This window comes from Inquilinus ginsengisoli, from assembly GCF_031453975.1.
Lineage (GTDB): Bacteria > Pseudomonadota > Alphaproteobacteria > DSM-16000 > Inquilinaceae > Inquilinus > Inquilinus ginsengisoli_A.
This window is the reverse complement of the sequence record NZ_JAVDPW010000004.1, coordinates 38110-64996: the sequence shown is the minus strand read 5'-3', so window position 1 is coordinate 64996 and position 26887 is coordinate 38110. Positions and strand designations below refer to the sequence as shown.

General features: G+C 70.0%; 24 protein-coding genes. 18 read left to right on the top strand and 6 right to left on the bottom strand.

The window, feature by feature from the left end; translation table 11 throughout:
* Nucleotides 1–204 precede the first annotated feature (204 nt).
* The 16 genes from ruvC to serA all read left to right on the top strand — a co-directional run bounded on the left by ruvC (nucleotide 205) and on the right by serA (nucleotide 17331).
* Nucleotides 205–714, top strand: coding sequence for a crossover junction endodeoxyribonuclease RuvC (gene ruvC / locus E9232_RS11780; protein ID WP_309794197.1), 510 nt, complete (start codon nucleotides 205–207; stop codon nucleotides 712–714).
* Nucleotides 711–1340, top strand: coding sequence for a Holliday junction branch migration protein RuvA (gene ruvA, locus E9232_RS11775; protein ID WP_309794195.1), 630 nt, complete (start codon nucleotides 711–713; stop codon nucleotides 1338–1340). The genes ruvC and ruvA overlap by 4 nt, the downstream gene beginning before the upstream one ends.
* Nucleotides 1337–2374 carry a Holliday junction branch migration DNA helicase RuvB gene (gene ruvB, locus E9232_RS11770; RefSeq protein ID WP_309794193.1) on the top strand — a complete coding sequence of 346 codons (1038 nt, stop codon included), beginning with the start codon at nucleotides 1337–1339 and terminating at the stop codon, nucleotides 2372–2374. The genes ruvA and ruvB overlap by 4 nt, the downstream gene beginning before the upstream one ends.
* Nucleotides 2371–2799: a tol-pal system-associated acyl-CoA thioesterase gene (gene ybgC / locus E9232_RS11765; protein ID WP_309794192.1), complete on the top strand. Its 429-nt coding sequence runs from the start codon at nucleotides 2371–2373 to the stop codon at nucleotides 2797–2799. Before ruvB ends, ybgC begins: the two co-directional genes overlap by 4 nt.
* A 14-nt stretch (nucleotides 2800–2813) precedes the next feature.
* Nucleotides 2814–3545 carry a protein TolQ gene (gene tolQ / locus E9232_RS11760; protein WP_309794190.1) on the top strand — a complete coding sequence of 244 codons (732 nt, stop codon included), beginning with the start codon at nucleotides 2814–2816 and terminating at the stop codon, nucleotides 3543–3545.
* Entirely contained in the window at nucleotides 3545–4078 is a 534-nt protein-coding gene (tolR, locus tag E9232_RS11755; RefSeq protein ID WP_309794189.1) for a protein TolR, read from the top strand. Before tolQ ends, tolR begins: the two co-directional genes overlap by 1 nt.
* Nucleotides 4079–4087: 9 nt before the next feature.
* Complete coding sequence (gene tolA, locus E9232_RS11750) at nucleotides 4088–5248, top strand: cell envelope integrity protein TolA (RefSeq protein WP_309794187.1); 1161 nt, start codon at nucleotides 4088–4090, stop codon at nucleotides 5246–5248.
* A 16-nt stretch (nucleotides 5249–5264) separates the two neighbouring features.
* Complete coding sequence (gene tolB, locus E9232_RS11745) at nucleotides 5265–6578, top strand: Tol-Pal system beta propeller repeat protein TolB (protein ID WP_374710613.1); 1314 nt, start codon at nucleotides 5265–5267, stop codon at nucleotides 6576–6578.
* 110 nt (nucleotides 6579–6688) lie between these two features.
* Nucleotides 6689–7162 carry a peptidoglycan-associated lipoprotein Pal gene (gene pal, locus E9232_RS11740; protein WP_309794184.1) on the top strand — a complete coding sequence of 158 codons (474 nt, stop codon included), beginning with the start codon at nucleotides 6689–6691 and terminating at the stop codon, nucleotides 7160–7162.
* A gap of 213 nt (nucleotides 7163–7375) precedes the next feature.
* The gene (ybgF, locus tag E9232_RS11735) at nucleotides 7376–8263 is read left to right on the top strand and encodes a tol-pal system protein YbgF (RefSeq protein WP_309794183.1); all 888 of its coding nucleotides are present in this window, start codon (nucleotides 7376–7378) and stop codon (nucleotides 8261–8263) included.
* A 3-nt stretch (nucleotides 8264–8266) separates the two neighbouring features.
* The gene (gene tilS, locus E9232_RS11730) at nucleotides 8267–9559 is read left to right on the top strand and encodes a tRNA lysidine(34) synthetase TilS (protein ID WP_309794182.1); all 1293 of its coding nucleotides are present in this window, start codon (nucleotides 8267–8269) and stop codon (nucleotides 9557–9559) included.
* A gap of 104 nt (nucleotides 9560–9663) precedes the next feature.
* The gene (ftsH, locus tag E9232_RS11725; protein WP_309794181.1) at nucleotides 9664–11598 is read left to right on the top strand and encodes an ATP-dependent zinc metalloprotease FtsH; all 1935 of its coding nucleotides are present in this window, start codon (nucleotides 9664–9666) and stop codon (nucleotides 11596–11598) included.
* A gap of 14 nt (nucleotides 11599–11612) precedes the next feature.
* Nucleotides 11613–12761, top strand: coding sequence for a dihydropteroate synthase (folP, locus tag E9232_RS11720; protein ID WP_309794179.1), 1149 nt, complete (start codon nucleotides 11613–11615; stop codon nucleotides 12759–12761).
* 14 nt (nucleotides 12762–12775) lie between these two features.
* Nucleotides 12776–14134 carry a phosphoglucosamine mutase gene (gene glmM / locus E9232_RS11715; RefSeq protein WP_309794177.1) on the top strand — a complete coding sequence of 453 codons (1359 nt, stop codon included), beginning with the start codon at nucleotides 12776–12778 and terminating at the stop codon, nucleotides 14132–14134.
* Nucleotides 14135–14439: 305 nt separating this feature from the next.
* Nucleotides 14440–15624 carry a phosphoserine transaminase gene (locus tag E9232_RS11710; protein ID WP_309794176.1) on the top strand — a complete coding sequence of 395 codons (1185 nt, stop codon included), beginning with the start codon at nucleotides 14440–14442 and terminating at the stop codon, nucleotides 15622–15624.
* Between the two features lie 129 nt (nucleotides 15625–15753).
* Nucleotides 15754–17331, top strand: a complete 1578-nt coding sequence (gene serA, locus E9232_RS11705; protein WP_309794175.1) for a phosphoglycerate dehydrogenase — start codon at nucleotides 15754–15756, stop codon at nucleotides 17329–17331.
* A 162-nt stretch (nucleotides 17332–17493) separates the two neighbouring features.
* Here the strand turns inward: serA and E9232_RS11700 are convergent, their stop codons facing one another.
* The 5 genes from E9232_RS11700 to E9232_RS11680 all read right to left on the bottom strand — a co-directional run bounded on the left by E9232_RS11700 (nucleotide 17494) and on the right by E9232_RS11680 (nucleotide 22930).
* A complete protein-coding gene (locus tag E9232_RS11700) occupies nucleotides 17494–18435 on the bottom strand; it encodes an ABC transporter substrate-binding protein (protein ID WP_309794173.1) in 942 nt (313 codons plus the stop codon).
* Between the two features lie 54 nt (nucleotides 18436–18489).
* Nucleotides 18490–19494: an ABC transporter permease gene (locus E9232_RS11695; protein WP_309794171.1), complete on the bottom strand. Its 1005-nt coding sequence runs from the start codon at nucleotides 19492–19494 to the stop codon at nucleotides 18490–18492.
* Nucleotides 19491–21047, bottom strand: coding sequence for a sugar ABC transporter ATP-binding protein (locus E9232_RS11690; RefSeq protein ID WP_309794169.1), 1557 nt, complete (start codon nucleotides 21045–21047; stop codon nucleotides 19491–19493). The genes E9232_RS11695 and E9232_RS11690 overlap by 4 nt, the downstream gene beginning before the upstream one ends.
* Entirely contained in the window at nucleotides 21044–22069 is a 1026-nt protein-coding gene (locus tag E9232_RS11685) for a LacI family DNA-binding transcriptional regulator (RefSeq protein ID WP_309794168.1), read from the bottom strand. The genes E9232_RS11690 and E9232_RS11685 overlap by 4 nt, the downstream gene beginning before the upstream one ends.
* 213 nt (nucleotides 22070–22282) lie before the next feature.
* Entirely contained in the window at nucleotides 22283–22930 is a 648-nt protein-coding gene (locus E9232_RS11680; RefSeq protein ID WP_309794167.1) for a TetR/AcrR family transcriptional regulator, read from the bottom strand.
* A 159-nt stretch (nucleotides 22931–23089) separates the two neighbouring features.
* On the opposite strand from E9232_RS11680, the gene E9232_RS11675 reads away from it, so the two are divergent.
* Together E9232_RS11675 and E9232_RS11670 are read left to right on the top strand one after the other, a co-directional pair.
* On the top strand, nucleotides 23090–24241 hold the full coding sequence (locus tag E9232_RS11675) for an HlyD family secretion protein (RefSeq protein WP_309794165.1): 1152 nt from the start codon (nucleotides 23090–23092) through the stop codon (nucleotides 24239–24241).
* A gap of 69 nt (nucleotides 24242–24310) precedes the next feature.
* Nucleotides 24311–25900, top strand: a complete 1590-nt coding sequence (locus E9232_RS11670; protein WP_309794164.1) for an MDR family MFS transporter — start codon at nucleotides 24311–24313, stop codon at nucleotides 25898–25900.
* A gap of 64 nt (nucleotides 25901–25964) precedes the next feature.
* On the opposite strand, the gene E9232_RS11665 is transcribed toward E9232_RS11670, so the two are convergent.
* Nucleotides 25965–26825 (bottom strand): DUF2189 domain-containing protein, encoded by an 861-nt coding sequence (locus E9232_RS11665; protein ID WP_309794162.1) that lies wholly within the window; start codon nucleotides 26823–26825, stop codon nucleotides 25965–25967.
* Between the last annotated feature and the right edge of the window lie 62 nt (nucleotides 26826–26887).

Here is a 26887-nt window from a genome sequence, read left to right as displayed (position 1 = left end):
CGGAGGGAAGATGGACCGCGGGATTGGGATGGGGAAGGGATCGGACCGGATGGCCGTGGGCGGCCGGTCGGCTCTTGTCTTGTTTCCCACCCTGTCATGCCCGGGCCTGACCCGGGCATCCAGAGGCTGTCGACATCTCCTGGATTGCCGGGTCAAGCCCGGCAATGACAGCTTCAATAGTGGTTGGTTCCCGGCGGCACGCCGATGAGGATCCTCGGCCTTGATCCCGGGCTGCGCCACACCGGCTGGGGGCTGCTCGACGTCGACGGTAACCGGCTGCGCTATGTCGCCGACGGCCGGGTCGATTCCGACGACAAGGCCGAGCTGGCGATCCGGCTGGTGCAGCTGCATGACGGGCTGGTCGAGGTGATCCGGACCTGGACGCCGGACGAGGCGGCGGTCGAGGAGACCTTCGTCAACAAGAACCCGACCTCGACCCTGAAGCTGGGCCTCGCCCGCGGCGTGGTGCTGCTGGTGCCGGCCAAGGCCGGGCTGCGGGTGGCGGAGTACGGGGCCAACCACATCAAGAAGTCGGTGGTCGGCGCCGGCCATGCCGACAAGACCCAGGTGCAGCACATGGTGCGGATGCTGCTGCCGGGCACCACCTTCCAGACGCCGGACGCGGCCGACGCGCTGGCGGTGGCGATCTGCCACGCCCATCACCGCCAGACCTCGGCGGCCATCGCCGGCATCCGGCTGCAGGTGGCGCGATGATCGCCCGGCTGCGCGGCATCCTCGACAGCGCCGGGGCCGACCACGCGGTGATCGACTGCAACGGCGTCGGCTACCTCGTGTTCTGCTCGCGCCGCACCCTCGGCCTGATGGCCGGCCCGCGCGAGGCGGTGGCGCTGCACATCGAGACCCATGTCCGCGAGGACCACATCCACCTCTACGGCTTCGCCGACACGGCGGAGCGCGACTGGTTCCGCCTGCTGACCACGGTGCAGGGGGTCGGCGCCAAGGTCGGGCTGGCCATCCTGTCGGTGCTGTCGCCGGACCAGGTGGCGACCGCCATCGCCGCCGGCGACAAGGCCCTGCTGGCCCGCGCCGACGGGGTCGGACCCAAGCTGGCCGGCCGCATCGCGTCGGAGCTGAAGGACAAGGTCGGCGGCATCGCCCTCGGCCCGGCGGTGGTCGGCCTTGGCCCCGTCGCGGTGGGCCTCACCGCCCGCCCGGCCGAGACCGGCGGCGCCGCGGCCGACGCGGTCTCCGCCCTGGTCAATCTCGGCTATGGCCGGGCCGAGGCGTTCACCGCGGTGGCCCGGGCCGGCGGCAAGCTGGGCGCCGACGCCACCGTCTCGGCGCTGATCCCGGCCGCGCTGCGTGAGCTGGCGTCATGACTGACCGCATCGTCACTGGGGATCCCCTGACCGACGACACCGGCGATGCCTCGCTGCGGCCGCAGACGCTGGAGGATTTCGTCGGCCAGCGCGAGGTCTGCGACAACCTGAGGGTGTTCGTGACCGCGGCGCGGGCCCGGGCCGAGGCGCTGGATCATGTCCTGCTGTTCGGCCCGCCGGGCCTGGGCAAGACCACGCTGGCCCAGATCGTGTCGCGCGAGCTCGGCGTCGGCTTCCGCGCCACCTCCGGCCCGGTGATCGCCCGCGCCGGCGACCTGGCTGCGATCCTGACCAACCTGCAGCCGCGCGACGTGCTGTTCATCGACGAGATCCACCGGCTGAACCCGGCGGTGGAGGAGATCCTCTATCCCGCGATGGAGGACTACCAGCTCGACCTGATCATCGGCGAGGGGCCGGCGGCGCGCTCGGTGCGCATCGACCTGCCGCCCTTCACCCTGGTCGGCGCCACCACCCGGTCCGGGCTGATCACCACCCCGCTGCGCGACCGCTTCGGCATCCCGCTGCGGCTGAACTTCTACGGCACGCCCGAACTCGAATCGATCGTCGCCCGCGGCGCCCGGCTGCTGGGCTGCCCGCTGTCGGAGGAGGGGGCGCACGAGATCGCCAAGCGCTCGCGCGGCACGCCCCGCATCGCCGGCCGGCTGCTGCGCCGGGTGCGCGATTTCGGCGCCGTCGCCGGCCTCGCGCAGATCGACGCCCGCGCCGCCGACCAGGCGCTGAAGCGCCTCGATGTCGACGAGGCCGGGCTCGACGCCATGGACCGGCGTTATCTGCGCCTGATCGCGGAGCAATACGGCGGCGGTCCGGTCGGGGTCGAGACGCTGGCGGCGGCGCTGAGCGAGCAGCGCGACATGATCGAGGACGTGATCGAGCCGTACCTGCTGCAGCAGGGCCTGGTGCAGCGCACCCCGCGCGGCCGGGTGCTGGGCGAGCGCGGGTATCGCGCGCTCGGCCTCTCAGTGCCGAAGCGTGAGGCCTCGCAGCTCGATCTCCTGCCGGATGACGAGCTGTGAGCGGCCCGCATCTCTTCCCGGTCCGGGTCTATTGGGAGGACACGGATGCGTCGGGCATCGTCTACCACGCCTCCTATCTGCGCTTTGCCGAGCGGGCGCGGACCGAGCTGCTGCGGGCGGCCGGCTTCGAGCAGTGGAACCTGCTGGCGGAGACCGGGATCGCCTTCGCGGTGCGGCGCTGCGAGATCGACTTCCGCCGCTCCGCGCGGCTGGACGACCAGCTCGAAATCGACACGCGCGTGACGGCGATCGGCGGCGCCAGCCTCGATATGTCGCAGGCGATCCGGCGCAATGGGGATGACATCGTCACATTGCTGCTGAAATTGGCATGCATCACTCGGGACGGACGGGCGGCACGGATGCCGTCCGATCTCCGCGAGGTCTTCAACGCGATCAAAGCCGAGACCGCGTCCCACGCGGCGTAGGGAAGGGCGAAGGTATGGAGCAGTCGGTGATCGAAACCGCCCAGGTGGTCGGGCAGAGTGCCGTCCACAATATGTCCATGTGGGGCCTGTTCCTGCAGGCGGACGTCATCGTGAAGTTCGTGATGCTGCTGCTGTTGGCGGCATCGGTGTGGTGCTGGGCGATCATCTTCGAGAAGTGGATCCGGGTGCGGCGGCTGAACCGCGCGGCCGATGCGTTCGAGGACGCGTTCTGGTCCGGCGGCTCGCTCGACGATCTCTACGACCAGGTCGGCGCCAACCCGCCCGACCCGATGGCCGCCACCTTCGCCGCCGGCATGAAGGAATGGCGCATCGCCGCCGACCGCGGCCTCAGCGCCTCGGGCAGCATGCGCGCCGGGCTGCAGCAGCGCATCGACCGGGTGATGCAGGTGACCATGACCCGTGAGCTCGGGCGGGTCGAACGCGGCATGACCGTGCTGGCCTCGGTCGGGTCGACGGCGCCCTTCGTCGGGCTGTTCGGCACGGTGTGGGGCATCATGAACTCGTTCCAGTCGATCGCCGCCCAGGCCGACACCAGCCTTGCCGTCGTCGCGCCGGGCATCGCCGAGGCGCTGTTCGCCACCGCCATCGGCCTGTTCGCCGCCATTCCCGCGACCACCGCCTACAACAAGTTCTCCAACGACCTGAACAAATACGCCGAGCGGCTCGAGAACTTCGCCGGCGAATTCGGCGCGATCCTGTCGCGCTACCTCGAGGACCGGACCTGATGGGCGTCTCTCTCTCCCACGCCACGGGCCGCTCGCGTGGCGGCCGCCGCACCTTCCGCCCGAACTCCGACATCAACGTCACGCCCTTCGTCGACGTCATGCTGGTGCTGCTGATCGTGTTCATGGTCACGGCGCCGCTGCTGACCGTCGGCGTGCCGGTCGACCTGCCGCAGACCCGCGCCCAGAACATCCAGACCAAGGAGGAGCCGCTGACCGTCACCATCGACGCGAGCGGCCAGATCTTCGTCCAGAAGCAGCAGGTCGCGGTAGAGAACCTGGTGCCGATGCTGACCGCGATCGCCAAGGCCCAGGCCTCGGCGCCGGGCGGCACGGCGGCCAACGAGACCCGCATCTTCGTGCGCGGCGACCAGGCGCTGGCCTATGGCCGGATCATGGAGGTGATGGGCGCCATCACCACCGCCGGCTTCACCCGCGTCGCCCTGATCGCGGAAAGCCCGAAGGGGCAGGCCGCGGCAGCGACGCCGCCCGCGCGGTCCGCACCCGCATCGCCCGCACCCGCCCCGAGGCGCTGACCCAGCCCCATGCGTCCCAGCCTCATCATCTCCCTGGCCCTGCACGCGATCATGCTGATCGTGCTGATGTTCGGGCTGCCGCTGTTCCGGCGCGACGCGCCGGCCATCGCGGTCGTGCCGGTGGAGATCGTCAGCGCCGATGCGGTCGGCGATCCGGGCGCCGGCGAGATTGCGCGGGAGAAGCCGCCGGCGCCGGATGCGACCGGCGATGCCGACACGCCGCCGCCGCCGGCCGCGGCCAAGGCACCTCCGGCAACCCCGAAGCCGCCGACGCAGCGCCCGGAACCGCCGAAGGTGGCGCAGCTGCCGCAGCCGCGCGAGACCCAGCCGACGCCGCAGGCGCGCCCGGTGCCGGAGCCCCAGCCGTCTCCGCCACCGCCTCCGCCGCCTCCGCCGACGCCCAAGACGCCGCCCCAGGCGCAGGAGCTGCCGACGCCGCCGACTCCGACCCCGCCGCCGCCCGCGCCGCCGCCTCCGCCGGTGCAGGCGCCGTCGCCGGACGCGCCGCGCAGCCCGCCACCACCGCCGCCGACCCCGACGCCGCCACCCCCGCCGCCGGTGCGGCCGAACCCGCCGTCGGGCAAGCCGCAGGCGGAGCCGACGCCGACCTCGCCGCCGCCACCACCTCCGGCAGCCCAGACGGCCGAGGCCGACCCGATGGCGATCACGACAGCCGAGGCACCGCGTCCGGGTCCCCGGCCGAAAGCGCCGCCCGCCGCCGCGGCTGCTGCCACGCCGACGCGCTCCAGCGCCCCGTCGCAGGCGTCACAGTCGGATGACCAGATCGGCGACCTGCTGGGCCAGCCGAACGGGCGCCCGTCCGAGCAGCCGTCGGCGCGGCCGCAACGCCGGATCGGGCAGGGCGGGCAGGCGACCCGCCTGGCCCGCGGCGACGAGGGCGCGATCCGCGACAAGGTCAAGCAATGCTGGAACGTCGACGCCGCCGCGCTGAACAAGCCGGTGGTGCAGATCCGCGTTGCCGCCGTTCAACCGGATGGAACCATCCTGCCCAAGGACGTGTCGATCGCGGACAATGGCGGTGACCCCGCCTGGGCCAACGCGGCACGGCGCGCCGTCGCCAACCCGGCCTGCCAGCCCTGGCCGATGCCGGGCGGTGGCTGGCCGAACGATACGTTCCTTCTTGTGTTCGATCCCAAGGACATGTTCTGACCAGCCAGGACCTGAGGTGAAGATGATGAAACGAGGCTTTCTCCTGAACACATTCGCCGCCCTGGCTGCGGTGGCTGTCATGGCCCTGGCGGCGTCGCCGTCCCGGGCCGAGATCCGGATCGACATCAACCAGGGCGTGACGCAGCCGATGCCGATCGCGATCACCACCTTCCCCGGTGATTCCGTCGGCGCCGAGATCAGCCAGATCATCACGGCCGACCTCCAGCGCTCCGGCCTGTTCGCGCCGATCGATCCGCGCGCCTTCACCCAGGACGCGGCGTCGCTGCAGAGCGGCGTGCGCTTCGCCGACTGGAAGGTGCTGGCGGCCCAGGCCCTGGTCACCGGCCAGGTCCGGCCGCGCGGCGACGGGCGGTTCGACGTCGACTTCCGGCTGTGGGACGTCGCGGCCGAGCAGCAGCTGACCGGGCTGACCCTGACCGGCGACAGCGCCCTGATGCGCCGCGTCGCCCACAAGATCGCGGACGAGATCTACCGCGCGGTGACCGGCGAGGACGGGTACTTCGACACCCGCATCGTCTACGTCTCCGAGACCGGGCCCGAGATCAACCGGGTCAAGCGCCTGGCGATCATGGACCAGGACGGCGCCAACCATCAGTTCCTGACCGACGGGTCGCAGCTGGTGCTGACGCCGCGCTTCTCGCCCAGCACGCTGCAGATCACCTATCTCGCCTATGTCAACAACAAGCCGCGGGTCTATCTGCTCGACCTCGGCAGCGGGCGGCAGGAATCGCTGGGCGACTTTCCCAGCATGACCTTCTCGCCGCGCTTCAGCCCGGACGGCAACCGGGTGATCTTCAGCATGTCGCAGGGCGGCAACACCGACATCTACGTCATGGACCTGCGCACCCGGTCGGTGCAGCGGCTGACCACGGACCCGTCGATCGAGACCTCGCCCTCCTATTCCAAGGACGGGGCGCAGATCGTGTTCGAAAGCGACCGCGGCGGCAGCCAGCAGCTCTACATCATGAATTCGGACGGGTCGGGCGTGCGCCGGCTCAGCTTCGGCCAGGGCCGCTACGCCACCCCGGTGTGGTCGCCGCGCGGCGACCTGATCGCCTTCACCAAGATCTCCGGCGGCCAGTTCTCGATCGGCGTGATGCGGCCCGACGGCACCGGCGAGCGCGACCTGGCCTCCGGCTTCCTCGCCGAAGGCCCGACCTGGGCGCCGAACGGCCGCGTGCTGATGTACACCGCCAGCGGCGGCGGCGGCAGCAAGCTGGTCACCGTCGACATCACCGGCCGGGTCAGTGCGGCGGTGCCGACGCCGTTCGACGCGTCCGACGCGGCCTGGTCGCCACTACTGCCGTGACCAAACCGCTGAAAAATGTTAGAAATACCTTGCGGAACAAGCAACAACCTGCTTTTCCCTCCACCGATTTCCGATATCTGAAGTCGGATCCACGTCAGGGGCAATAAACCATGCATCTCAAGATTGTGTCCCTCATGGGGGCTCTCCTGCTGGCCTCGGCCTGCAGCTCCTCCCAGACCGGTGCTGGCACCGGTGGCCAGGGCGGCCTCGGATCCGGCACGGCCGTCCCCGGTTCGCAGCAGGACCTGGCGCAGAACATCGGCGACCGCGTTTTCTTCTCGCTCAACGGCTACGACGTCAGCTCGGAAGGGCAGGCGACGCTGAACAAGCAGAGCCAGTGGCTGCAGCAGTACGGCAACGTCGCCGTGATCATCGAGGGCCACGCCGACGAGCGCGGCACCCGCGAGTACAACCTCGCCCTCGGCGATCGCCGCGCCAACTCGGTGCGCAACTACCTGATCGCCAATGGCGTGCAGCCGTCGCGGGTCACCACCATCAGCTATGGCAAGGAGCGTCCGGCGGTGCCGGGCCACGACGAGTCCGCCTGGGCGCAGAACCGCCGCGCGGTCACCGTCGTCAACTAACGGGTCCCGCGGTCCCGGCCGGTCCTGCCGTCATGGCGGAGCCGGCCGGCCAGCGAACCACCTGCGCGCCGGCCGGCGGCAACGGCTCTGCTGTTGTCGCCGCGACCGGCGCGCCCTATTTTCGCCGACAGGGTCCTCCAGCCTTGGCCAGGGCTGGGGGTGACCTCTCGACCACCCAATCCGTGCCACCCAATCCGTGGAGGTGAAGGCAACATGCCGGCTTCGCAAAGGCGATGGAGTGTTCTCGCGGTCGCGGCGTTCGCCGTCGCGGCCCTGATGCCGTCCTGGGCGGCCCGGGCCCAGACCTATGAGGCCCAGCTCGAAGTGCGGGTCAGCACGCTGGAGCAGCAGATCGCGCAGCTGACCGGGCAGATCGAGCAGCTGCAGTACCAGAACCAGCAGCTCAGCGACCGGCTGCAGCGCGCGCTGGCCGACATCGAATTCCGGCTGACCACGCTGGAAGGCGGCAAGCCGGCCCCGGCAGCACCCCGCGCCGCCCCGGCAGCGCCGCCGGCCAAGGCGCCGTCCGCCAACACCCCGCGCACGCCGCAGCCCTTCGCGCCGACGCCGCTGGTGCCGCCGAAGCGGTCCGACGCCGGCCCGCTGGAGCCGGACACCACCTACGGCATGGCCCCGGCGGATGCCGGCTCCGAGGACGAGCCGCAGCAGATTCCGCAGCAGATGGGATCGCTCGGTGGGCAGCAGACCCCGATGACCGGCGATGCCACGGCGCAGTACAACGCCGCCCAGGGGATGCTGGCCCAGGGCAACTATGACGGGGCGATCGCCGGCTTCAACCAGGTCATCGCCATGGATGGCGGCGGCGGCCTGACCGGCAACGCCCAGTACTGGCTCGGGGAGGCCCTTCTGTCGAAGGGTCGTCCGGCCGACGCCGCCCAGGCCTTCAACGCCGCCTGGTCGTTCGACCCGCAGGGCCCGAAGGCGCCCGATGCGCTGATGCGGCTGGCCCAGTCCCTGGTCGCCGCCCGCCAGGACGGCCAGGCCTGCAATGCCTTCGCCCAGCTGGTCGCCGACTATCCGAGCGCCCCGGCGCAGATGCTGCGCCGCGCCAAGGACCAGCAGGCGCTGCTGCGCTGCTGATGCATGCATGACCCGGCCGCGCCCGTCCCGGTCACAGACGATGAGTTCGCCGCGCGCCTCGACCGCCTCGGCCCGTTCGACCGGCCGCTTCGCCTGGCCGTCGCCGTCTCCGGCGGCCCCGACAGCATGGCGCTCTGCCTCCTCGCCGCCGGCTGGGCCCGGCGACAGGACGGCGACATCCTCGCCCTGACCGTCGACCACCGGCTGCGCCCGGATTCCACCGCCGAAGCCGCCGCCGTCGGCGCTGCCCTGGCCCGGCACGACATTCCGCACCGCATTCTCACCTGGACCGATGCGCCCGCCCGCGCCTCGCAGGATGCCGCGCGCCGCGCGCGCTATGCCCTGCTGGACGGCGCCTGCCGCGCCGCCGGCATCCGTGATCTGCTGGTCGCGCATCACCGCGAGGACCAGGCCGAAACCGTGCTGCTGCGCCTGGCCAAGGGCAGCGGCATCGATGGGCTGGCCGGCATGGCGCCCTGGCGCCCGGCGCCCTGGGGCCGCCTGCTGCGGCCGCTGCTCGACCTGCCGAAGGCCCGGCTGGTCGCCACCTGCGCCGGCTTCGGCATCGTCCCGGTCGACGACCCCTCGAACCGGCGAACCGGCTACGCCCGGGGCCGGCTGCGCGCCGCCCGCGAGGTGCTGGCGGCGGAGGGGCTGACCGAGGATCGCCTGGTCGCCCTGGCCCATCGCGCCGGCCTGGCCCGTGCCGCGCTCGAACGCATCACCGCCGACCTGATCCGCCGCGCCGTCCGGATCGACCCCGCCGGCTATGCCGCGATCGCGCTGCCGGCGTTGCGCGGGGCCGATCCGGAGATCGCCCGCCGCCTGCTCGACTCCGTCACCGCCTGCATCGGCGGCGCGGTCCCGGCCCGCTTCGATGCGCTGGAGCGGGTGGCGGCGGCGGTGCAGGGGGACGGTGCGTTGCTGGGTCGCACCCTGGGGCGCTGCCGCCTGCGGATCGCCCGCGACTGCCTGCTGGTGTTCCGCGAGCGTCGCCACCTGCCGGAGGTGACCGGCGCGGCCGTCGGTTCATCCTTGCTCTGGGACGGCCGTTTCCGCATCGAAATGCCGGCCGATGCCGCCCCCGACGATCGGATCGCGGCCTGGGGCGAGGGGGCCGCCGGGGCCGCCCGGTCGCACGGAATGCCATTCGATGCCGCTGCGGTGCTGCCGGCGCTGTGGCGCGCCGAGGGGGTATTGCGTCCGCCAAGCCTGGAGGAAACGGCCGGAAACGGGCTTTCCGTGCGTTTCAGCCCATTGAGACCCGCGCTGACGAATGGATTCCCGGTTGTTTAGCCGAGGCGCTATATTATCTAGTAATGACTCCCTGGGCCTTCCGGGGCACCCACGATGCCGTGGATCCGCGCGAGCGGTGACCGCGGGACATGAGGCGACCGTCCGTGAATAATTTTGGCAAGAACTTCGCGCTCTGGATCATCATCGGTTTGCTGCTCCTGGCGCTGTTCAACCTGTTCCAGACCTCGGGCGGCCGCAGCGCTCAGGGAGAGCTCGCCTACAGCGACCTCGTGACCGCGGTCGAAAAAGGGCAGGTCTCCGACGCCAAGGTCCAGGGCAACACCATCACCGGCCACTACAATCCGACCGGCGGCGGCGGCTCGTTCCAGACCTACACGCCTGACGGCACCGATATCGTCAACCGGATGACCCAGGCCGGCGTCAAGGTCAATGCCGCGCCGATCGAGGGCCCGAACGTGCTGGTGGGCGCGCTGATCTCCTGGCTGCCGATGCTGCTGCTGATCGGCGTCTGGATCTTCTTCATGCGCCAGATGCAGTCGGGCGGCGGCAAGGCCATGGGCTTCGGCAAGAGCCGCGCGCGGCTGCTGACCGAACGCACCGGCCGGGTCACCTTCGACGACGTCGCCGGCATCGACGAGGCCAAGCAGGAGCTCGAGGAGATCGTCGAGTTCCTGAAGGACCCGCAGAAGTTCCAGCGCCTGGGCGGCAAGATTCCCAAGGGCGTGCTGCTGGTCGGCCCGCCCGGCACCGGCAAGACCCTGACCGCCCGTGCGGTCGCCGGTGAGGCCAACGTGCCGTTCTTCACCATCTCGGGCTCGGACTTCGTCGAGATGTTCGTCGGCGTCGGCGCCTCCCGCGTCCGCGACATGTTCGAGCAGGGCAAGAAGAATGCCCCCTGCATCATCTTCATCGACGAGATCGACGCGGTCGGCCGCCATCGCGGCGCCGGCCTGGGCGGCGGCAACGACGAGCGCGAGCAGACGCTGAACCAGCTGCTGGTCGAGATGGACGGCTTCGAGGCGAATGAGGGCGTGATCCTGATCGCCGCGACCAACCGGCCGGACGTGCTGGACCCGGCGCTGCTGCGTCCCGGCCGTTTCGACCGCCAGGTCGTGGTGCCGAACCCGGACATCATGGGCCGCGAGAAGATCCTCAAGGTCCACATGCGCAAGGTGCCGTTGGCACCGGATGTCGATGCCCGCGTCATCGCCCGCGGCACGCCCGGCTTCTCCGGTGCGGATCTCGCCAACCTCGTCAACGAGGCGGCGCTGCTGGCCGCCCGGCGCGGCAAGCGGGTGGTCGCCCATGCCGAGTTCGAGGAGGCCAAGGACAAGGTCATGATGGGCGCCGAGCGCCGTTCGATGGTCATGACCGACGAGGAGAAGAAGACCACCGCCTACCACGAGGCCGGCCATGCCATCGTCGGGCTGTACGTCCCCGAGCACGACCCGATCCACAAGGCGACGATCATCCCGCGCGGCCGTTCGCTCGGTATGGTGGTCAGCCTGCCGGAGAACGACCGCATCAGCTGGGCCAAGATCCAGATGGAATCGCGGTTGGCGATGACCTTCGGCGGCCGTCTGGCCGAGGAGCTGATCTTCGGGCCGGAGCGGGTGACCAGCGGAGCCGCCAGCGATATCCAGCAAGCGACCAACCTGGCGCGTGCGATGGTCACGGAATGGGGCATGTCCCCGCGGTTGGGCCGGCTGCGCTACAGCTCGAACGGCCAGGAGGTCTTCCTCGGCCATTCGGTGACGCAGACCCAGAACGTCTCGGAAGAGACCGCCAAGATCATCGACGAGGAGATGCGTCGCATGATCGAGGAGGCCGAAGGCAAGGCCAGGACCATCCTGACCGAGCATCTCGACCAGCTGCACCTGCTGGCCAACGCCCTGCTCGAATACGAGACGCTGACCGGCGACGAGGTGCGTGGCCTGATCCTGCGCGGCGAGGCGATCGTGCGGCCGGAGCCGAATGACGAGCCGCCGCCGCCGAAGCGCCCGACCAGCGGCAAGCGCACCTCGGTGCCATCGGGCGGCGCCAAGGGCATGGACCCGGAGCCCCAACCTGGTACGTAATCGGACCTGACCGGGTGAAGACCCCTGATCGTGACCCCGGGCCGCGCTTCGACGCGGCCCGGGCCGTTTTCCTCTCCGACGATTTTGCACCCTGGGCCAGCCGGCCCAGGGTGCGCCCGTATCTGCGCCCGCTCAGCCTGGCCGATCACGCGCCCGGCGCGCTGCCCCTGGCCGGCGGCCCGCTGTCCTTCGACCGCGTCGAGCTGATCCTGCGCGACGGGGCAGGGCAGAGCGAACGCGCCGTCGCCGATCTTGCCACGCTGCGCCGCTGGGCCGGGCTGCGCGGCCTCGATGCAGCGATCGCGGAACGGCTCGACCGGCTCAGCCGGCCGCGCCCGGCCTTCGCCGGCCTTGCCCTCGACCGGCCCCGGCTGATGGGCATCGTCAACGTCACCCCGGACAGCTTCTCCGACGGCGGTGACTTCGCCGATGCCGGCCGCGCCGTCGCCCATGGCCTGGCGATGGCCGAGGCGGGGGCCGAGATCCTCGATGTTGGCGGCGAATCCACCCGGCCGGGATCGGCCACGGTGTCGCCGGACCAGGAGATCGCGCGGATCGAGCCGGTGGTGCGCGACCTCGCCAATCGCGGCCTGACCGTCTCGATCGACACCCGCCATGCCGTGGTGATGGCCGCGGCGCTGGCGGCCGGCGCCCGCATCGTCAACGACGTCACCGGCCTCACCGGCGATGCCGAGAGTCTTGGGTTCGTCGCCCGCGCCGGCTGCCCGGTGGCGCTGATGCACATCCGGGGCGAGCCGCGGACGATGCAGGACGATCCGGTCTATGACGACGTCCTGCTCGACGTCCATGATTGGCTTGAAGCGCGGGTGGCGGCCTGCGTCGCCGCCGGCATCCCGGCCGGCCGCATCGCCATCGATCCCGGCATCGGCTTCGGCAAGCGGCCGCTGGCCCACAATCTGCCGCTTTTGCGTGGTCTCTCTCTGTTGCACGGGCTCGGCTGCCCCATCCTGCTCGGGGTGTCGCGCAAGCGCTTCATCGGCAGCCTGTCGGGCGCCGAGGAGCCGAAGGCGCGGGGCCCAGGGTCGATCGCGGCGGGGCTGTACGGCATCGCCCAGGGCGTGCAGATACTGCGCGTGCATGATGTCGGGGAGACGCATCAGGCGCTCGCGGTGTGGTCGGCGCTGCAGGCGGGAGTGAATTGAGGAGTGGGGGACAGATGACGCGCAAGCTCTTCGGCACCGACGGGATCCGCGGCCGCGCCAATGTCGAGCCGATGACGGCGGAGACGGCGCTGAAGGTGGCGACGGCGGCCGCGGCGCAGTTCCGTCGCGGCGACCACCGCCACCTCGTGGTGATCGGCAAGGACACGCGCCTGTCCGGCTACCTGCTGGAGCCGGCGCTGACCGCGGGCTTCATCGGCGCCGGCATGGACGTCATCCTGGTCGGCCCGATGCCGACCCCGGCCATCGCCATGCTGACCCGGTCGTTGCGCGCCGATCTCGGGGTGATGATCTCGGCCTCGCACAACCCGTTCGAGGACAACGGCATCAAGCTGTTCGGGCCGGACGGCTACAAGCTGTCGGACGAGGTCGAGAAGGCGATCGAGGACCGCATCGTCCTGCCGCCGGACGACCAGCTGGCCCCGCCGGCCAAGCTCGGCCGCGCCCGCCGGCTGGACGATGCCTCCGGCCGCTACATCGAATACGCCAAGAACACTTTCCCCAAGGGGCTGCGGCTCGACGGGCTCAAGGTGGTGGTCGATTGCGCCAACGGCGCCGCCTACAAGGTAGCGCCGGCGGTGCTGTGGGAGCTGGGGGCCGACGTCATCTCCATCGGCGTGGCGCCTGATGGACTCAACATCAACAAGGGCTGCGGCGCCACCGCGACCGATGTGATGCAGCAGGCGGTGGTGGCCCATGGCGCCCATCTCGGCCTGTCGCTCGACGGCGATGCCGACCGGCTGATCATGGCCGACGAGACCGGCCGCCAGATCGACGGCGACCAGCTGATGGCGATGATCGCGCGCGACTGGTCCGCCGGCGGCCGGCTGGCCCAGCCGGCGGTGGTGGCGACGGTGATGTCCAACCTGGGCATGGAGCGCTTCCTCGGCGGCCTCGGCATCGAGCTGATCCGCACCGCGGTGGGCGACCGCTACGTGGTCGAGACCATGCGCGAGCGCGGCTTCAACCTCGGCGGCGAACAGTCCGGCCACATCGTCATGAGCGACTACGCCACCACCGGCGACGGGCTGATCGCGGCGCTGCAGGTGCTGGCGGTGATCCAGCAGGCCGGCCGGCGGTCGAGCGAGGTGTTCCGGGTGTTCGAGCCGATGCCGCAGCGGCTGCGCAGCGTCCGCTTCACCCTGGCGGCCGGAGTCGCGTCGCCGCTGGAGCAGGCGCCGGTGAAGGACGCCATCGCCGCGGCCGAGGCCCGGCTGGGCAAGGACGGGCGGCTGCTGATCCGCAAATCGGGCACCGAGCCGGTGATCCGGGTGATGGCGGAGGGGGAGGACGCGGCGCTGATCGAGACCCTGGTCGGCGAGATCTGCGCCTCGATCGAGCACGCCGCGGCCTGATTTCCGTCCTTTCTCTTGTCATGCCACGGCTTGACCGTGGCATCCAGGGCCACCCAGGGCGGTTCTTCGTGGCCCCTGGATTGCCCGGTCAAGCCGGGCAATGACAAGTGAAGGGCGTGGCGTCGCTCAGAATTTCTCCGGTCGTCTGTGTTTCCGGCCCAACCGGACACCAGTGGGTCAAGCCCGAGGATGACGGTGAAAGTGGCGCAGCCTCCAAATACCGATTGACGGAACCGGGCCGATCTCTATCCTCCGCGGCGGGCCACGTCCCCCCACCGGGACGCTGCTATCTGGAAGGATAGACTATGACTGCGAGTGCGCTCGCCCCCACGCCCGGACTCCGTCCGCGCAACCCCAATTTCTCCTCCGGTCCCTGTGCCAAGCGTCCCGGCTGGTCGCTCGAGGCGCTGCAGGATGCCGCCCTTGGCCGGTCGCATCGCGCCGGCATCGGCAAGGCCAAGCTCGCTGACGTGATCGAGCGGTCGAAGCGCGTGCTGCGCATGCCCGCCGACTGGCGCCTGGCCATCGTGCCGGGGTCGGACACCGGCGCCGTCGAGATGGCGCTGTGGACCCTGCTCGGCGCCCGCGGCGTCGACCTGCTGGCCTGGGAAAGCTTCGGCGAAGGCTGGGTCACCGATGTGGTCAAGCAGCTGAAGCTGCCCGATGTCCGCACCTTCGCCGCCGCCTATGGCGAGCTGCCGGACCTCGGCCAAGTCGATTTCGACCGCGACGTGGTCCTGACCTGGAACGGCACCACCTCCGGCGTCCGCCTGGCCGATGGCGCCGCCATCCCGACCGGCCGCAAGGGCCTGGTGATCTGCGACGCCACCTCGGCCGCCTTCGCCATGGACCTGCCCTGGGACAAGCTCGACGTCGTCACCTGGTCCTGGCAGAAGGTGCTGGGCGGGGAGGGGGCTCACGGCATGCTGGCCCTGTCGCCCCGCGCGGTGGAGCGGCTGGAGTCCTACACCCCGGCCTGGCCGTTGCCGAAGGTGTTCCGCCTGACCTCCAAGGGCAAGCTGGCCGAGGGCCCGTTCAAGGGCGAGACCATCAACACCCCGTCGATGCTGTGCGTCGAGGACGCGATCGACGGCCTGCGCTGGGCCGAGGAGATCGGCGGCCTGGATAAGCTGATCGAACGTTCGGAGAATAATCTCGCCGCCGTCGCCGGCTGGGTCGCCCGCACCCCCTGGGTCGACTTCCTGGCGGTGCGGCCGGAGATCCGGTCCTGCACCTCGATCTGCCTCAGGATCGTCGACCCCGCCATCACGGCGCTGGACGACGAGGCCCAGGCCGCGGTGCCGAAGAAGATCGCCTCGCTGCTGGAGAAGGAAGGCATCGCCTTCGACATCAACGGCTATCGCGACGCGCCCCCGGGCCTGCGGATCTGGGGCGGCGCCACGATCGACACCGCCGATCTCGAAGCGCTGCTGCCCTGGCTCGACTGGGCGTTCGACCGCGCCCGGGCCGAGCTGAAGCTGGCCGCCTAGTCTCTCCCATCTTTCATCGTCATTGCGAGCGCAGCGAAGCGGTCCATAGGGCAGCCCGGACTGGCACCATGGATTGCTTCGTCGGCTTCGCCTCCTCGCAATGACGGCTGCTCTTACGGAGCCACGTCCATGCCCAAGGTTCTCATTTCCGACGCCCTGTCCCCGGCCGCCGTCGCCATCTTCCGCGACCGCGGTGTCGAGGTCGACGTCAAGACCGACCTCAAGCCCGAGGAACTCAAGGCCATCATCGGCCAGTATGACGGCCTCGCCATCCGTTCGGCCACCAAGGTGACCAAGGAGGTGCTGGCTGCCGCGACCAACCTCAAGGTCGTCGGCCGCGCCGGCATCGGCGTCGACAATGTCGACGTCCCGGCCGCCACCCAGCGCGGCGTGGTGGTGATGAACACGCCGTTCGGCAATTCGATCACCACCGCCGAGCACGCGATCGCCATGATGTTCGCGCTGGCCCGGCAGCTGCCGGACGCCAACGCCTCGACCCATGCCGGCAAGTGGGAGAAGTCCCGCTTCATGGGCGTCGAGCTGTACGGCAAGACGCTGGGCCTGATCGGCTGCGGCAACATCGGCTCGATCGTCGCCGACCGCGCCATCGGCCTGAAGATGAAGGTCATCGCCTATGACCCGTTCCTGTCGCCGGACCGGGCGCTGGACCTCGGGGTCGAGAAGGTCGAGCTCGACGGGCTGTTCCAGCGCGCCGACTTCCTGACCCTGCACACCCCGCTGACCGACCAGACCCGCAACATCGTCGACGCCGCGGCGATCGCCAAGATGAAGCCGGGGGTGCGCATCATCAACTGCGCCCGCGGCGGCCTGATCGTCGAGGAGGACCTGCTGGCGGCCCTGAAATCCGGCCATGTCGCCGGCGCCGCGCTGGACGTCTTCGCGGTCGAGCCGGCGAAGGAGAGCGCCTTCTTCGGCCTGCCCAACGTGGTCTGCACCCCGCATCTCGGCGCGGCGACCAGCGAGGCGCAGGAGAATGTGGCGCTGCAGGTGGCGGAGCAGATCTCGGACTTCCTGCTGTCCGGCGCCGTGACCAACGCGCTGAACATGCCGTCGGTGACGGCGGAGGAGGCGCCGAAGCTGAAGCCGTACTTGGCGCTGGTCGAGCAGCTCGGCGGCTTCGCCGGGCAGATCACCGAGACCCGGCTGAAGGCGGTCAACATCACCTATGAGGGCGATGTCGCCCAGCTCAACACCCGGCCGATCACCAGCGTCATCCTGGCCGGGCTGCTGCGGCCGCTCTTGGACAGCGTCAACATGGTGTCGGCGCCGGTGGTGGCGCGCGAATACGACATCGATGTCAGCGAGACCAAGCGCGAAACCTGCGAGGACTATCACACCCTGGTGCGGCTGACGGTGACGACCGAGCGCCAGACCCGGACCATTGCCGGGTCGCTGTTCGCCGGCACCAAGCCGCGCATCGTCGAGCTCGAGGGCATCTCGCTCGAGGCCGAGGTGGCGCGCAACATGCTGTTCGTGCGCAACGAGGACAAGCCGGGCTTCATCGGCCGGCTGGGCACGGTGCTGGGCGACGCCGGCATCAACATCGCCAACTTCAACCTCGGCCGCCGGCCGGAAGGCGGCAGCGCCCTGGCGCTGGTGTCGGTCGACAGCCCGGTGGCGGACGAGGTCGTCAAGGCCGTGCTGGCCCTGCCCAGCGTGGTCCAGGCCAAGGCGCTGAACTTCTGAACGGGCGCCACTGATCCTAAAGAGAAACCCCGGCCTTGAAGGCCGGGGTTTTGCTTTTTGTTCGTCATTGCGAGGAGGCGAAGCCGACGAAGCAATCCATCTCACCACCTGGCATGGATTGCTTCGCTGCGCTCGCAATGACGGAGAGGGGGACGTCCCTCCTCAGAACGGCGAGTCGGGGTAGTAGAACTCCTTGGCGTTGTCCTTGGTCACCAGCGTGGCGTCGAGGATGTAGCGGCCGCGCACCGGCAGCTGGGCGTAGAGGTTGGCGGCGGTCAGGTCCATCGCCACCGCGACCATCGCCGGCGGGTACAGCACGTCGACCGGGATCATCTTGTCGCCGTCCATCACCCGCTTGACCATGTCCTTCATGCCGGCGCCGCCGACCACGAACTTGATGTCGGTGCGGTTGGCCTGCTTGATCGCCTCCAGCACGCCCACGGCCATGTCGTCGTCCTGGCACCACACCGCATCGATCTGCGGATACTTCGCCAGGTAGTCCTGCATCACCTTGAAGGCGTCGTCACGGCTCCAGTTGCCGAACTGCTTGTCCAGCACCTTGATGCCGCTGCCCTGGATCGCCTCGTCGAAGCCCTTGATCCGCTCCTCGTCGATCACGATCGGCAGGCCGCGGATGACCACGACGTTGCCGGTGCCCAGCGTGTCCTTGATGTAGCGGCCGGCGACGCGCCCCAGCTCCGGGTTGTTGCCGGCGACGTAGAGGTCCTGGATCGACGGGTCGCTGAGCGCCCGGTCGACCACGGTGATGAACACGCCCTTGCTCTTGACCTGGCGCAGCGGGTCGGTCAGCTCGTCGGAATTGTGCGGCAGGGCCACCAGGGCGTTGATGCCCTGGGTGGTCAGGTCCTCCAGCGCATTGGCCTGGGACGCGCCGTCCGGCGAGGTCTTGACGATGACCTTGAGCCCGGGATAGCGGGCCTCCAGCGCCTTGGCCGCCTGCTCGGCGTGATACACCACGCCGCCGGTCCAGCCATGGTCGGCGGCCGGGATCGACACCGCCATGGTCTTGGCCTCCTGCGCCTGGGCCGTGCCCGCGATCGCCAGCAGCGCCGCGGCCGCCAGGCCGATGAAACGGAACTTCATGATTCCTCCCCACAGATCGAGCCCTGTTGTCGGACGGGCGGCTCTTTCCCGCGTTCAACTACCGCCGGGCCGGCGCAGCAGTGACCGCTGCACCAGCATGGCGATGATGATGATGGCGCCCTGCACCGCGCTGATCAGGTACTCGCTGACCAGGTTGGACAGGGTCATGACGTTGCCCACGACCTCCAGGATCAGGGCGCCGCAGATGGTGCCCCAGATCCGGCCGACGCCGCCGCGTAGCGCGGTGCCGCCGACCACCACGGCGGTGATCGCCTGCAGCTCCCACAGCAGCCCGGTGGTCGAGGTGGCGGAGCCGAGGCGGGGCACATAGACCAGCACCGCGACGGCGACGCAGACGCCCTGGATGACATAGGTCAGCGTCCGCACCCGGTCGACCGAGATGCCGGAATAGCGCGCGACCTCCTCGCTCGACCCCACCGCGCGGACATGGCGGCCGAAGGCGGTGCGGTAGAGGACGAAGGCGCCCAGCGCGCCGACCGCCAGGATCACCAGGATCGGGACCGGCACGCCGAACACCGTGCCGAAATAGACCGGCCGGTACAGGGCGCGCAGGTCGGGCGCCTTCATCGCGATCGACCCGCCCTCGGCCAGCCAGATCAGCAGGCCGCGGAAGATGCCCATGGTGCCGAGGGTGACGATGAACGGCTCGATCCGCCCCACCGTGGTGACCAGCCCGTTGCCCAGGCCGCACAGCGCGCCGAGGCCCACTGCGGCGACCATCGCCAGCGCGATCATGCCGTGGCCGTCGACCACCGGGGCCGCGTTCATCAGCAGGATCATCGCCCCGGCGACGAAGCCGGACATCGACCCGACCGACAGGTCCAGCCCGCCGGCGGTGATGACGAAGGTGGCGCCGACCGCGATGATGGCGATGAAGGCGCTGCGCGTCGCGACATTGAGCAGGTTGTCGGCGGTGAGGAAATTCGGGTTCAGCAGCGCACCGACCACGATCAGCACGGCCAGCGCCAGGAATGGCGCCAGGCTGCGCAGGTCGAATCGGAAGCCGCGTCCGGCGGGTGTCGTTGTGGTGGTGCTCATGCCTCCCCCGCCGGCCGTTCGGCCGGGTTCGTTGTTCGCACGCCGGTGGCGTAGGTGACGATCTCGTCCTCGGTCATCGCGTCGCCGGCGACCTCGCCGACGATGCGGCCGGACCGCATCACCAGGATGCGGTGGCACAGGCCGATCAGCTCCTGCATCTCCGACGAGATGACGATCACCGATTTGCCCTGGGCCGCCAGTTCGGCGATGAAGCTGTAGATCTGCTGCTTGGTGCCGATGTCGATGCCGCGGGTCGGCTCGTCGATCACCACGATCTCCGGCTCCAGCAGCATCATCTTGCCCAAGAGCAGCTTCTGCTGGTTGCCGCCGGACAGCTGCCCGGCCAGCAGGTCCTTGCGGCGGGTCCGCACATCGAAGGCGGCGATCGCCTTGTCCAGCTCGGCCCATTCCTTCGCCGTGTCGATCACCGGGCCGCGGGTGAAGCGCTTCAGGGCGGCGAGGGTCAGGTTGATCCGCAGGTCCTGGGCCAGCAGCAGGCCTTTGCCCTTGCGGTCCTCGCTGAGATAGACGATCCCGGCCGCCATGCTGTCGCGCACCGTGGCGAAGCGGGCGGGCTTGCCGGCGCGGCGGATCTCGCCATGGCCGGGCCTCAGCCCCAGCACGCCTTCCAGCAGCTCGGTGCGGCCGGCGCCGACCAGCCCGGCGAAGCCCAGGATCTCGCCGCGCCGCAGGGTGAACGAGGCATCCTGCGCATATCCCGGCACGGTCATGGCCTTGACCTCCAGCACCGGCTCGCTCGCCGGGGCCGGGGTGCGCGGCGGGTACAGGTTGGCCATGTCGCGGCCGACCATCATCCGGGCCATGTCCAACGGCTCCAGCGCCGCCGCCTCATGGGTGCCGATCAGCCGGCCGTCGCGCAGCACCGTGACCCGGTCGGCGATGGTCTTCACCTCGGGCAGGCGGTGCGAGACGTACAGCACGGCCACGCCCTTGGCCCTGATGTCGCGGATCACGGCCAGCAGGGCGTCGGTCTCGATCGGGGTCAGCGACGCCGTCGGCTCGTCGAAGATCACCAGGCTGTGCGGCACCAGCAGGGCGCGGGCGATCTGCACCAGCTGGCGCCGGGCGATCGACAGCTGCGCCACCACCGCGGTCGGGTCGATCTCGGCGCCCAGCGCGCGCACCGCCTCGGCGGCCTTGGCGTTCATGGCCCGGTCGTCCAGCGCCAGGCCGCGGCGCTGCTCGCGCCCCAGGAACAGGTTCTCGGCGACGGTCAGGTGCGGCGCCAGCAGGATCTCCTGATGCACCAGCACGATGCCGTGGCGCTCGGCATCGACCGGCCCGGCCAGGCGCAGCGGCGCGCCATGCATCGCCAGGGTGCCGGCGCTCGGCGCCAGGTGGCCGGCCAGGATCTTCATCAGGGTCGATTTGCCGGCGCCGTTCTCGCCGATCACGGCGTGCACCTCGCCCGGCCGCACGTCGAAGGCGATGTCCTGCAGCACCGCGACCGGGCCGAAGGACTTGCCCAGGCCCTGGACGCTCAGCAGCGGCCCCTCGAAGGACGCCGGAATCGGGGCAGGGGCGGCGGTCATGGCAGGTTGTCCCGGATGAAGATGTCGATCCGGATCCGCTCCTGGTCCGGCACGATCGGCACGTTCTCGCGCAGCGCCAGCATCACCCGGATGCTGCTGCGCGCCATGTGGCCCGGATCCTGGTTGATGACGGCGGCGATGGTGCCGCGGATCAGGTGGCGGCGGGTGAATTCGGTCAGCTCATGGCCGATGAACACCACCTCGCGGGCGCGGCCGGTGGCCTCCAGCGCGGCGACGACGCCCTGCGCGCCGGCGCCGACATTGTATAGGCCGACCAGGTCGGGATTCTCGTCCAGGAGGGTGCGGGCCGCGGCCTCGACCCGGGCGGTGTCGTCGCGCGCCTCGCGCAGCGGCAGCACTTCGAGATGGGGGTATTCGCCTGATATCACCTGCTCGAAGCCGAACTGCCGCTCGATGTGGTCGCGCAGCTGCAGGGAGCCGGCGATCAGCCCGACCTTGCCGCGCCGCGGGCCGATGAAGCGGCCCAGCAGGCTGGCCGCGGTGCGCCCGGCGGCGTGGTTGTCCAGCCCGACATAGTGGCTGCGCCGGGCGCCGGGCAGGTCGGAGACCAGGGTGACGACGGTGACCCCGCGCGCCGTCAGGGCGTTCAGCGCCTCGGCCACAGCGGGGTGGTCGAGCGCGACCACCGCGACGCCGTCGAGCTCCTGCGGCAGCCGCTCCAGCGCCTCGGCCAGGGCGTTGCCGTCGAACACGTCGACCAGGATGATCTCGATGCCGACCCGCTCGGCTGCATGGCGGAGAGCGAGGGTGCGGAACTCGCGCTGCAGGCTGTGCATGAAGTCGTTGGTGCCGACCGGCAGGATCGCGACGAATCGGAAGTCGCGGGCCCGCGACAGGCGCGAGGCCAGCCGGTCCGGCTCGTAATGCAGGCGTTCGACCGCGGCTTTGACGCGATCGACCATCCGCGCATGGATCCCGGCACGCCCGTTCAGCACGCGGTCGACGGTCGCGACACTGACACCGGCTTCGCGGGCGACGTCTTGCAGCGTCGTCTTGGCCACGGAAGCTCCTCCCTGCTGAAGGGATAGCATCAAAATTTGATGAAGGGAAATCAAACCGGGATGGAGGCGGTCCGACCGTCGTCGCCGCCACCCTCTCCGTCATTGCGAGGAGGCGAAGCCGACGAAGCAATCCATCGGGCAGCTCGTGCGGCCCGATGGATTGCTTCGCTGCGCTCGCAATGACGAAGGGGGGCTGAAGCGCCCTATCGCCGCTTACCGCCGCACGAGACACCCTCGCAGGAAAATCTCCACCGACTCGGCGACATGCCGGTCGATCTCGTCGCGCGGGGGCAGGGGGGCGATGCCGAGGGTGGCGGCGCGCAACGGCTCGGCGATGGCCATCGAGACCAGCATCCGGGCGGCACTCATGCTGTCGTCCAGCCGCAGCACGCCATGGCGGCGCTGCGTCTCCAGCCAGACCGCCAGCGCCTCGGCGTTGCGCACCGGGCCGGCCTGGTAGAAGGCCTGCGCCATCGCCGGAAAGCGCAGCGCCTCGGCATAGACCAGCCGGTTCAGCGCCACCGTCTCCTCCGACAGCACCAGCCGCGCCAGCTCCTGCAGGAACTGGTGCAGCGCCCGCTCCGCCGCCACCGGGTCGGGGCCGGCATCGTGCCCGATCGGCGACCGCAGCGCCGCGGACCGGGTGTCGATCACCGCCTCCAGCAGCTTCTCCTTGGTGGCCACGAACCGGTAGATCGTCTTCTTCGACACCCCCGCGGCCTGGGCCACGGCCTCCATGCTGGTGGCACCGAAGCCCTGGGCCAGGAAGATCCCGGTCGCCGCCCCGACGATCAGGGCGCGGGTCTCGGCGTCGCCGCGCTGCTGCGGCCGCCCGCGCGGGCGCTTCGGCGTTTCCTGCATGTCTGGCCTCTCCGACGCGCAATTGCGTCCTCCGTCTCTGTGTCCCATCTTTCGTTGGAAACCGTCAAGTTTCCTAAATACCCAAGTCGCAATCCCGGCGTTGCATCCAGGTGGATGCCGGGCGGCGGCTTCCGGTTTCTGCTTTGGAGGGCAAGAGCCATGACGCATCAGGTCCAGCCGGTCCAGCTGCGCGCCACCCCGGCGCCGGACGCCAGCGAAGCCGCACCGCCGGCCACGCCGGCGAAACCGCGCGGCCGTCTTGGGCGAAAGCTGCTGCTGATCCCGCTCGGCGTGGTCGTACTGGCCGGAGCCGCCTGGTTCGGCTGGAACTACTGGACCGTCGGCCGCTTCCAGGAATCGACCGACGACGCCTATGTGAAGGCCGATTCCACCATCATCGCGCCGAAGGTCTCGGGCTATCTCGCCGAGGTGCTGGTCGCCGACAACCAGGCGGTGACCGCCGGACAGCCTCTGGCCCGGATCGACGACCGCGACTACGCCGTGGCGCTGGACCAGGCCAAGGCCGACGTCGCCGCGGCGCAGGCGGACATCGCCAATGCCGAAGCCGCCATCCAGCAGCAGGGCGCGGCGATCGACCAGGCCCGCGCCACCACCGTGGTGGACCAGGCGAACCTGACTTTCGCCCAGCAGCAATACGACCGCTACACCGCCCTGGCCGATCGCGGCAACGGCAGCGTCCAGCAGGCCCAGCAGATGGCCGCGAACATCGAATCGGCGAAGGCGACGCTGCAGCGCGACCAGGCGGCCGTGACCGCCTCGGAAAAGCAGCTCGACGTGCTGCGGGCCCAGCGTGACAAGGCCAACGCCACCCTGAAGCACGACCAGGCGGTGCAGGGCCAGGCCGAGCTGAACGTCAGCTACACCACCATCACGGCGCCTTTGGCCGGGACCGTCGGCAACCGCACGCTGCGGGTCGGCCAGTACGTCCAGGCCGGCACCCAGCTGATGGCCGTAGTGCCGCTGTCCGAGACCTATGTCGTCGCCAACTTCAAGGAGACGCAGCTGACCGACGTGCATCGCGGCCAGCCGGTCGACATCTCGGTCGACACGTTCCCGGACGCGGCGATCAAGGGCCATGTCGACAGCCTGGCGCCGGCCAGCGGCCAGGAATTCGCCCTACTGCCGCCGGACAACGCCACCGGCAACTTCACCAAGATCGTCCAGCGCATCCCGGTCAAGGTCGTGCTCGACCGCAACGACCCGCTGGCCGGCGAGCTGCGCCCCGGCATGTCGGTGATCGCCACCATCGACACCAAGCAGGCCGACACCAAGCAGGCCGACGCCAAGTAGGCGACGCAAGGGCAGCGACGCGGCGCCGTCAGGCGCCGCCGCTGACCGCCGGGTCGGGAGGCCCGCACCATGTCCTCGATCACCAGCGTCACAGCCGCGCCGCCGGCCACCCCGGCCGCGGGCGCCAGCCTGACCACCTGGATCTCGGTCTTCTCCGGCCTGCTCGGCGCCTTCATGGCCGTGCTGAACATCCAGATCACCAACGCCTCGCTGCCGCAGATCGAAGGCGGCATCGGCACCGGCGTCGACAACGGCGCCTGGATCTCGACCTCCTACTTGATCGGCGAGATCATCGTGATCCCGCTGACCGCCTATCTCAGCCAGGTCTTCGGCTTCCGCCGCTTCCTGCTGGTCAACACCGCGCTGTTCCTGACCTTCTCGGTGGCCTGCGCCTTCGCCGCCAATCTCGGCCAGATGATCATGCTGCGCGGCATCCAGGGCTTCACCGGCGGCGTGCTGATCCCGATGGCCTTCACCCTGGTCATGACCCGGCTGCCGATGCACCAGCGGCCGATGGGCATGGCGCTGTTCGCCATCACCGCCACCTTCGCCCCGGCGATCGGCCCGACCATCGGCGGCTGGCTGACCGACAATTACGGCTGGGAATACATCTTCTACATCAACCTGGTGCCCGGCGCCGCCATGCTGGCGGGGCTGGCCCTGACGCTCGAGCGCGAGCCGATGCGGCTGGGTCTGCTGAAGGAGGGCGACTGGTTCGGCATCGGCGCCATGGCGATCGGCCTGGCCGCGCTGCAGACGGTGCTGGAGGAGGGCAACAAGGACGATTGGTTCGGCTCGCCCTTCATCGTCCGGCTGACGGCGATCGCGGTGGTGGCCCTGTCGCTGTTCCTGTGGATCGAGCTGAAGGTGGCCAAGCCGGCGGTCGATCTTCGCCTGCTGCTGCGCCGGAACTTCGGCTTCGGCACCCTGGCCAATGTCTTCCTCGGCTTCGCCCTGTACGGCTCGGCCTACCTGCTGCCGCAGTACCTGGCCCAGGTGCAGGGCTATGATTCCGAGCAGATCGGCGGCGTCATGGCCTGGACCGGCCTGCCGCAGCTGCTGATCATCCCGATGGTGCCGATGCTGATGGGACGGCTCGACGGGCGCTGGCTGGTGGCCGGCGGGCTGATGGTGTTCGCCGCCAGCTGCTTCATGAACACCCATATGTCGCTGGTCTATGGCGGCGACCAGCTGTTCATGCCGAACATCGTCCGCGCCATCGGCCAGGCGGTGGTGATGGCGCCCTTGTCCGCCATCGCCATGGCCGGCATCGCGCGGCAGGAATCGGCCGCCGCCTCAGGCCTGTTCAACATGCTGCGCAACCTCGGCGGCGCTTTCGGCACGGCGCTGCTGGGCACCATCGTCACCAAGCGCGAGCAGTACCACTCCAACATCATCGGCCAGTCGGTGACGCTGCTGCGCGACGAGGTGCGGACGCGGATCGACCAGATGACCAGCTACTTCATGGCGCATGGCGTGTCCGATCCGGCCACGGCGAAGCATCAGGCCATCGTCGCCATCGGCCGGTCGGTCAAGGCGCAGTCGCTGGTGATGGGCTTCAGCGACACCTTCGCGGTGCTCGGCGTCATCCTGGTGGCCTCGGCCGCCTGCGTCTTCGTCATGCGCAAGGGGGCCGCCTCCGGCGGCGGAGGTCACTGAGCCCAGCAGGTTGGCTTCGCCCGAGAGCGACCCAACCTGCGAAGGCAGGCGGCAGTGCCGTCCGTCAGTTCACCAGCTTGCGGTAGAGGTGCCAGGTGGCGTGGCCGAGCACCGGCATGACGACGATCAGCCCGACGAAGAGCGGGATCGAGCCGACCACCAGGCCGACGGAGACGATCAGGCCCCACACCGCCATCGGGATCGGGTTGGCGGCGACCGCGCGGACCGAGGTCCAGATCGCGGTGTCGATCCCGACGTCGCGGTCCAGCAGCAGCGGGAACGACACCACGCCGATCGCCATCGCCACCACCGCGAAGACGAGGCCGACGCCGCAGCCGATGATGATCAGGGCCCAGCCGGCATTGGTGGTGAACACATCGTGCAGGAACGAGCCGACCGAGGCCGGTGCGCCGGGCCCGAGGGTGTTGTTGTAGATCACGTTGGCCAGGAACATCCAGACCACGAAGATCGCCGCCAGCACCGCGCCCAGCATCAGGATGACGCCGAAGCGGGGGGTGCGCAGCACGCCGAAGGCCGCGCCCCAGCTGGAGGGGTCGCCATGTTCGCGCCGCCGGCTCATCTCATAGAGGCCGATGGCGGCGAAGGGGCCGATCAGGGCGAAGCCGGAGGCCAGCGGGAACAGCAGCGGCAGCATGTTCTCGCCGAACATCGCCCGCGCCAGCACCAGGCCGACGACCGGATAGATCAGGCAGAGGTAGAGGACGTCGGTGCGGTACGCGCCGAAATCGTCGAAGCCTTTGACCAGGGCATCCCGCAGGTCCGCCAGCCCGATGCGGTGCACTGCCGGGGCCAGGACGTTGGGATTCTCTTCCGCGTGGAACACGGTGCGGCTGCCCGACCTCACGGCCTGGCTGCCGAATTTGAGCTGATCCGCTCCCCATTCCAGGGGATTCCGGATGGTCATGTCCATTCCTCCCGAACCATGGTCCGAGGGGGCCTGCGTCGACCGTTGGCAGTGCGGCCGGG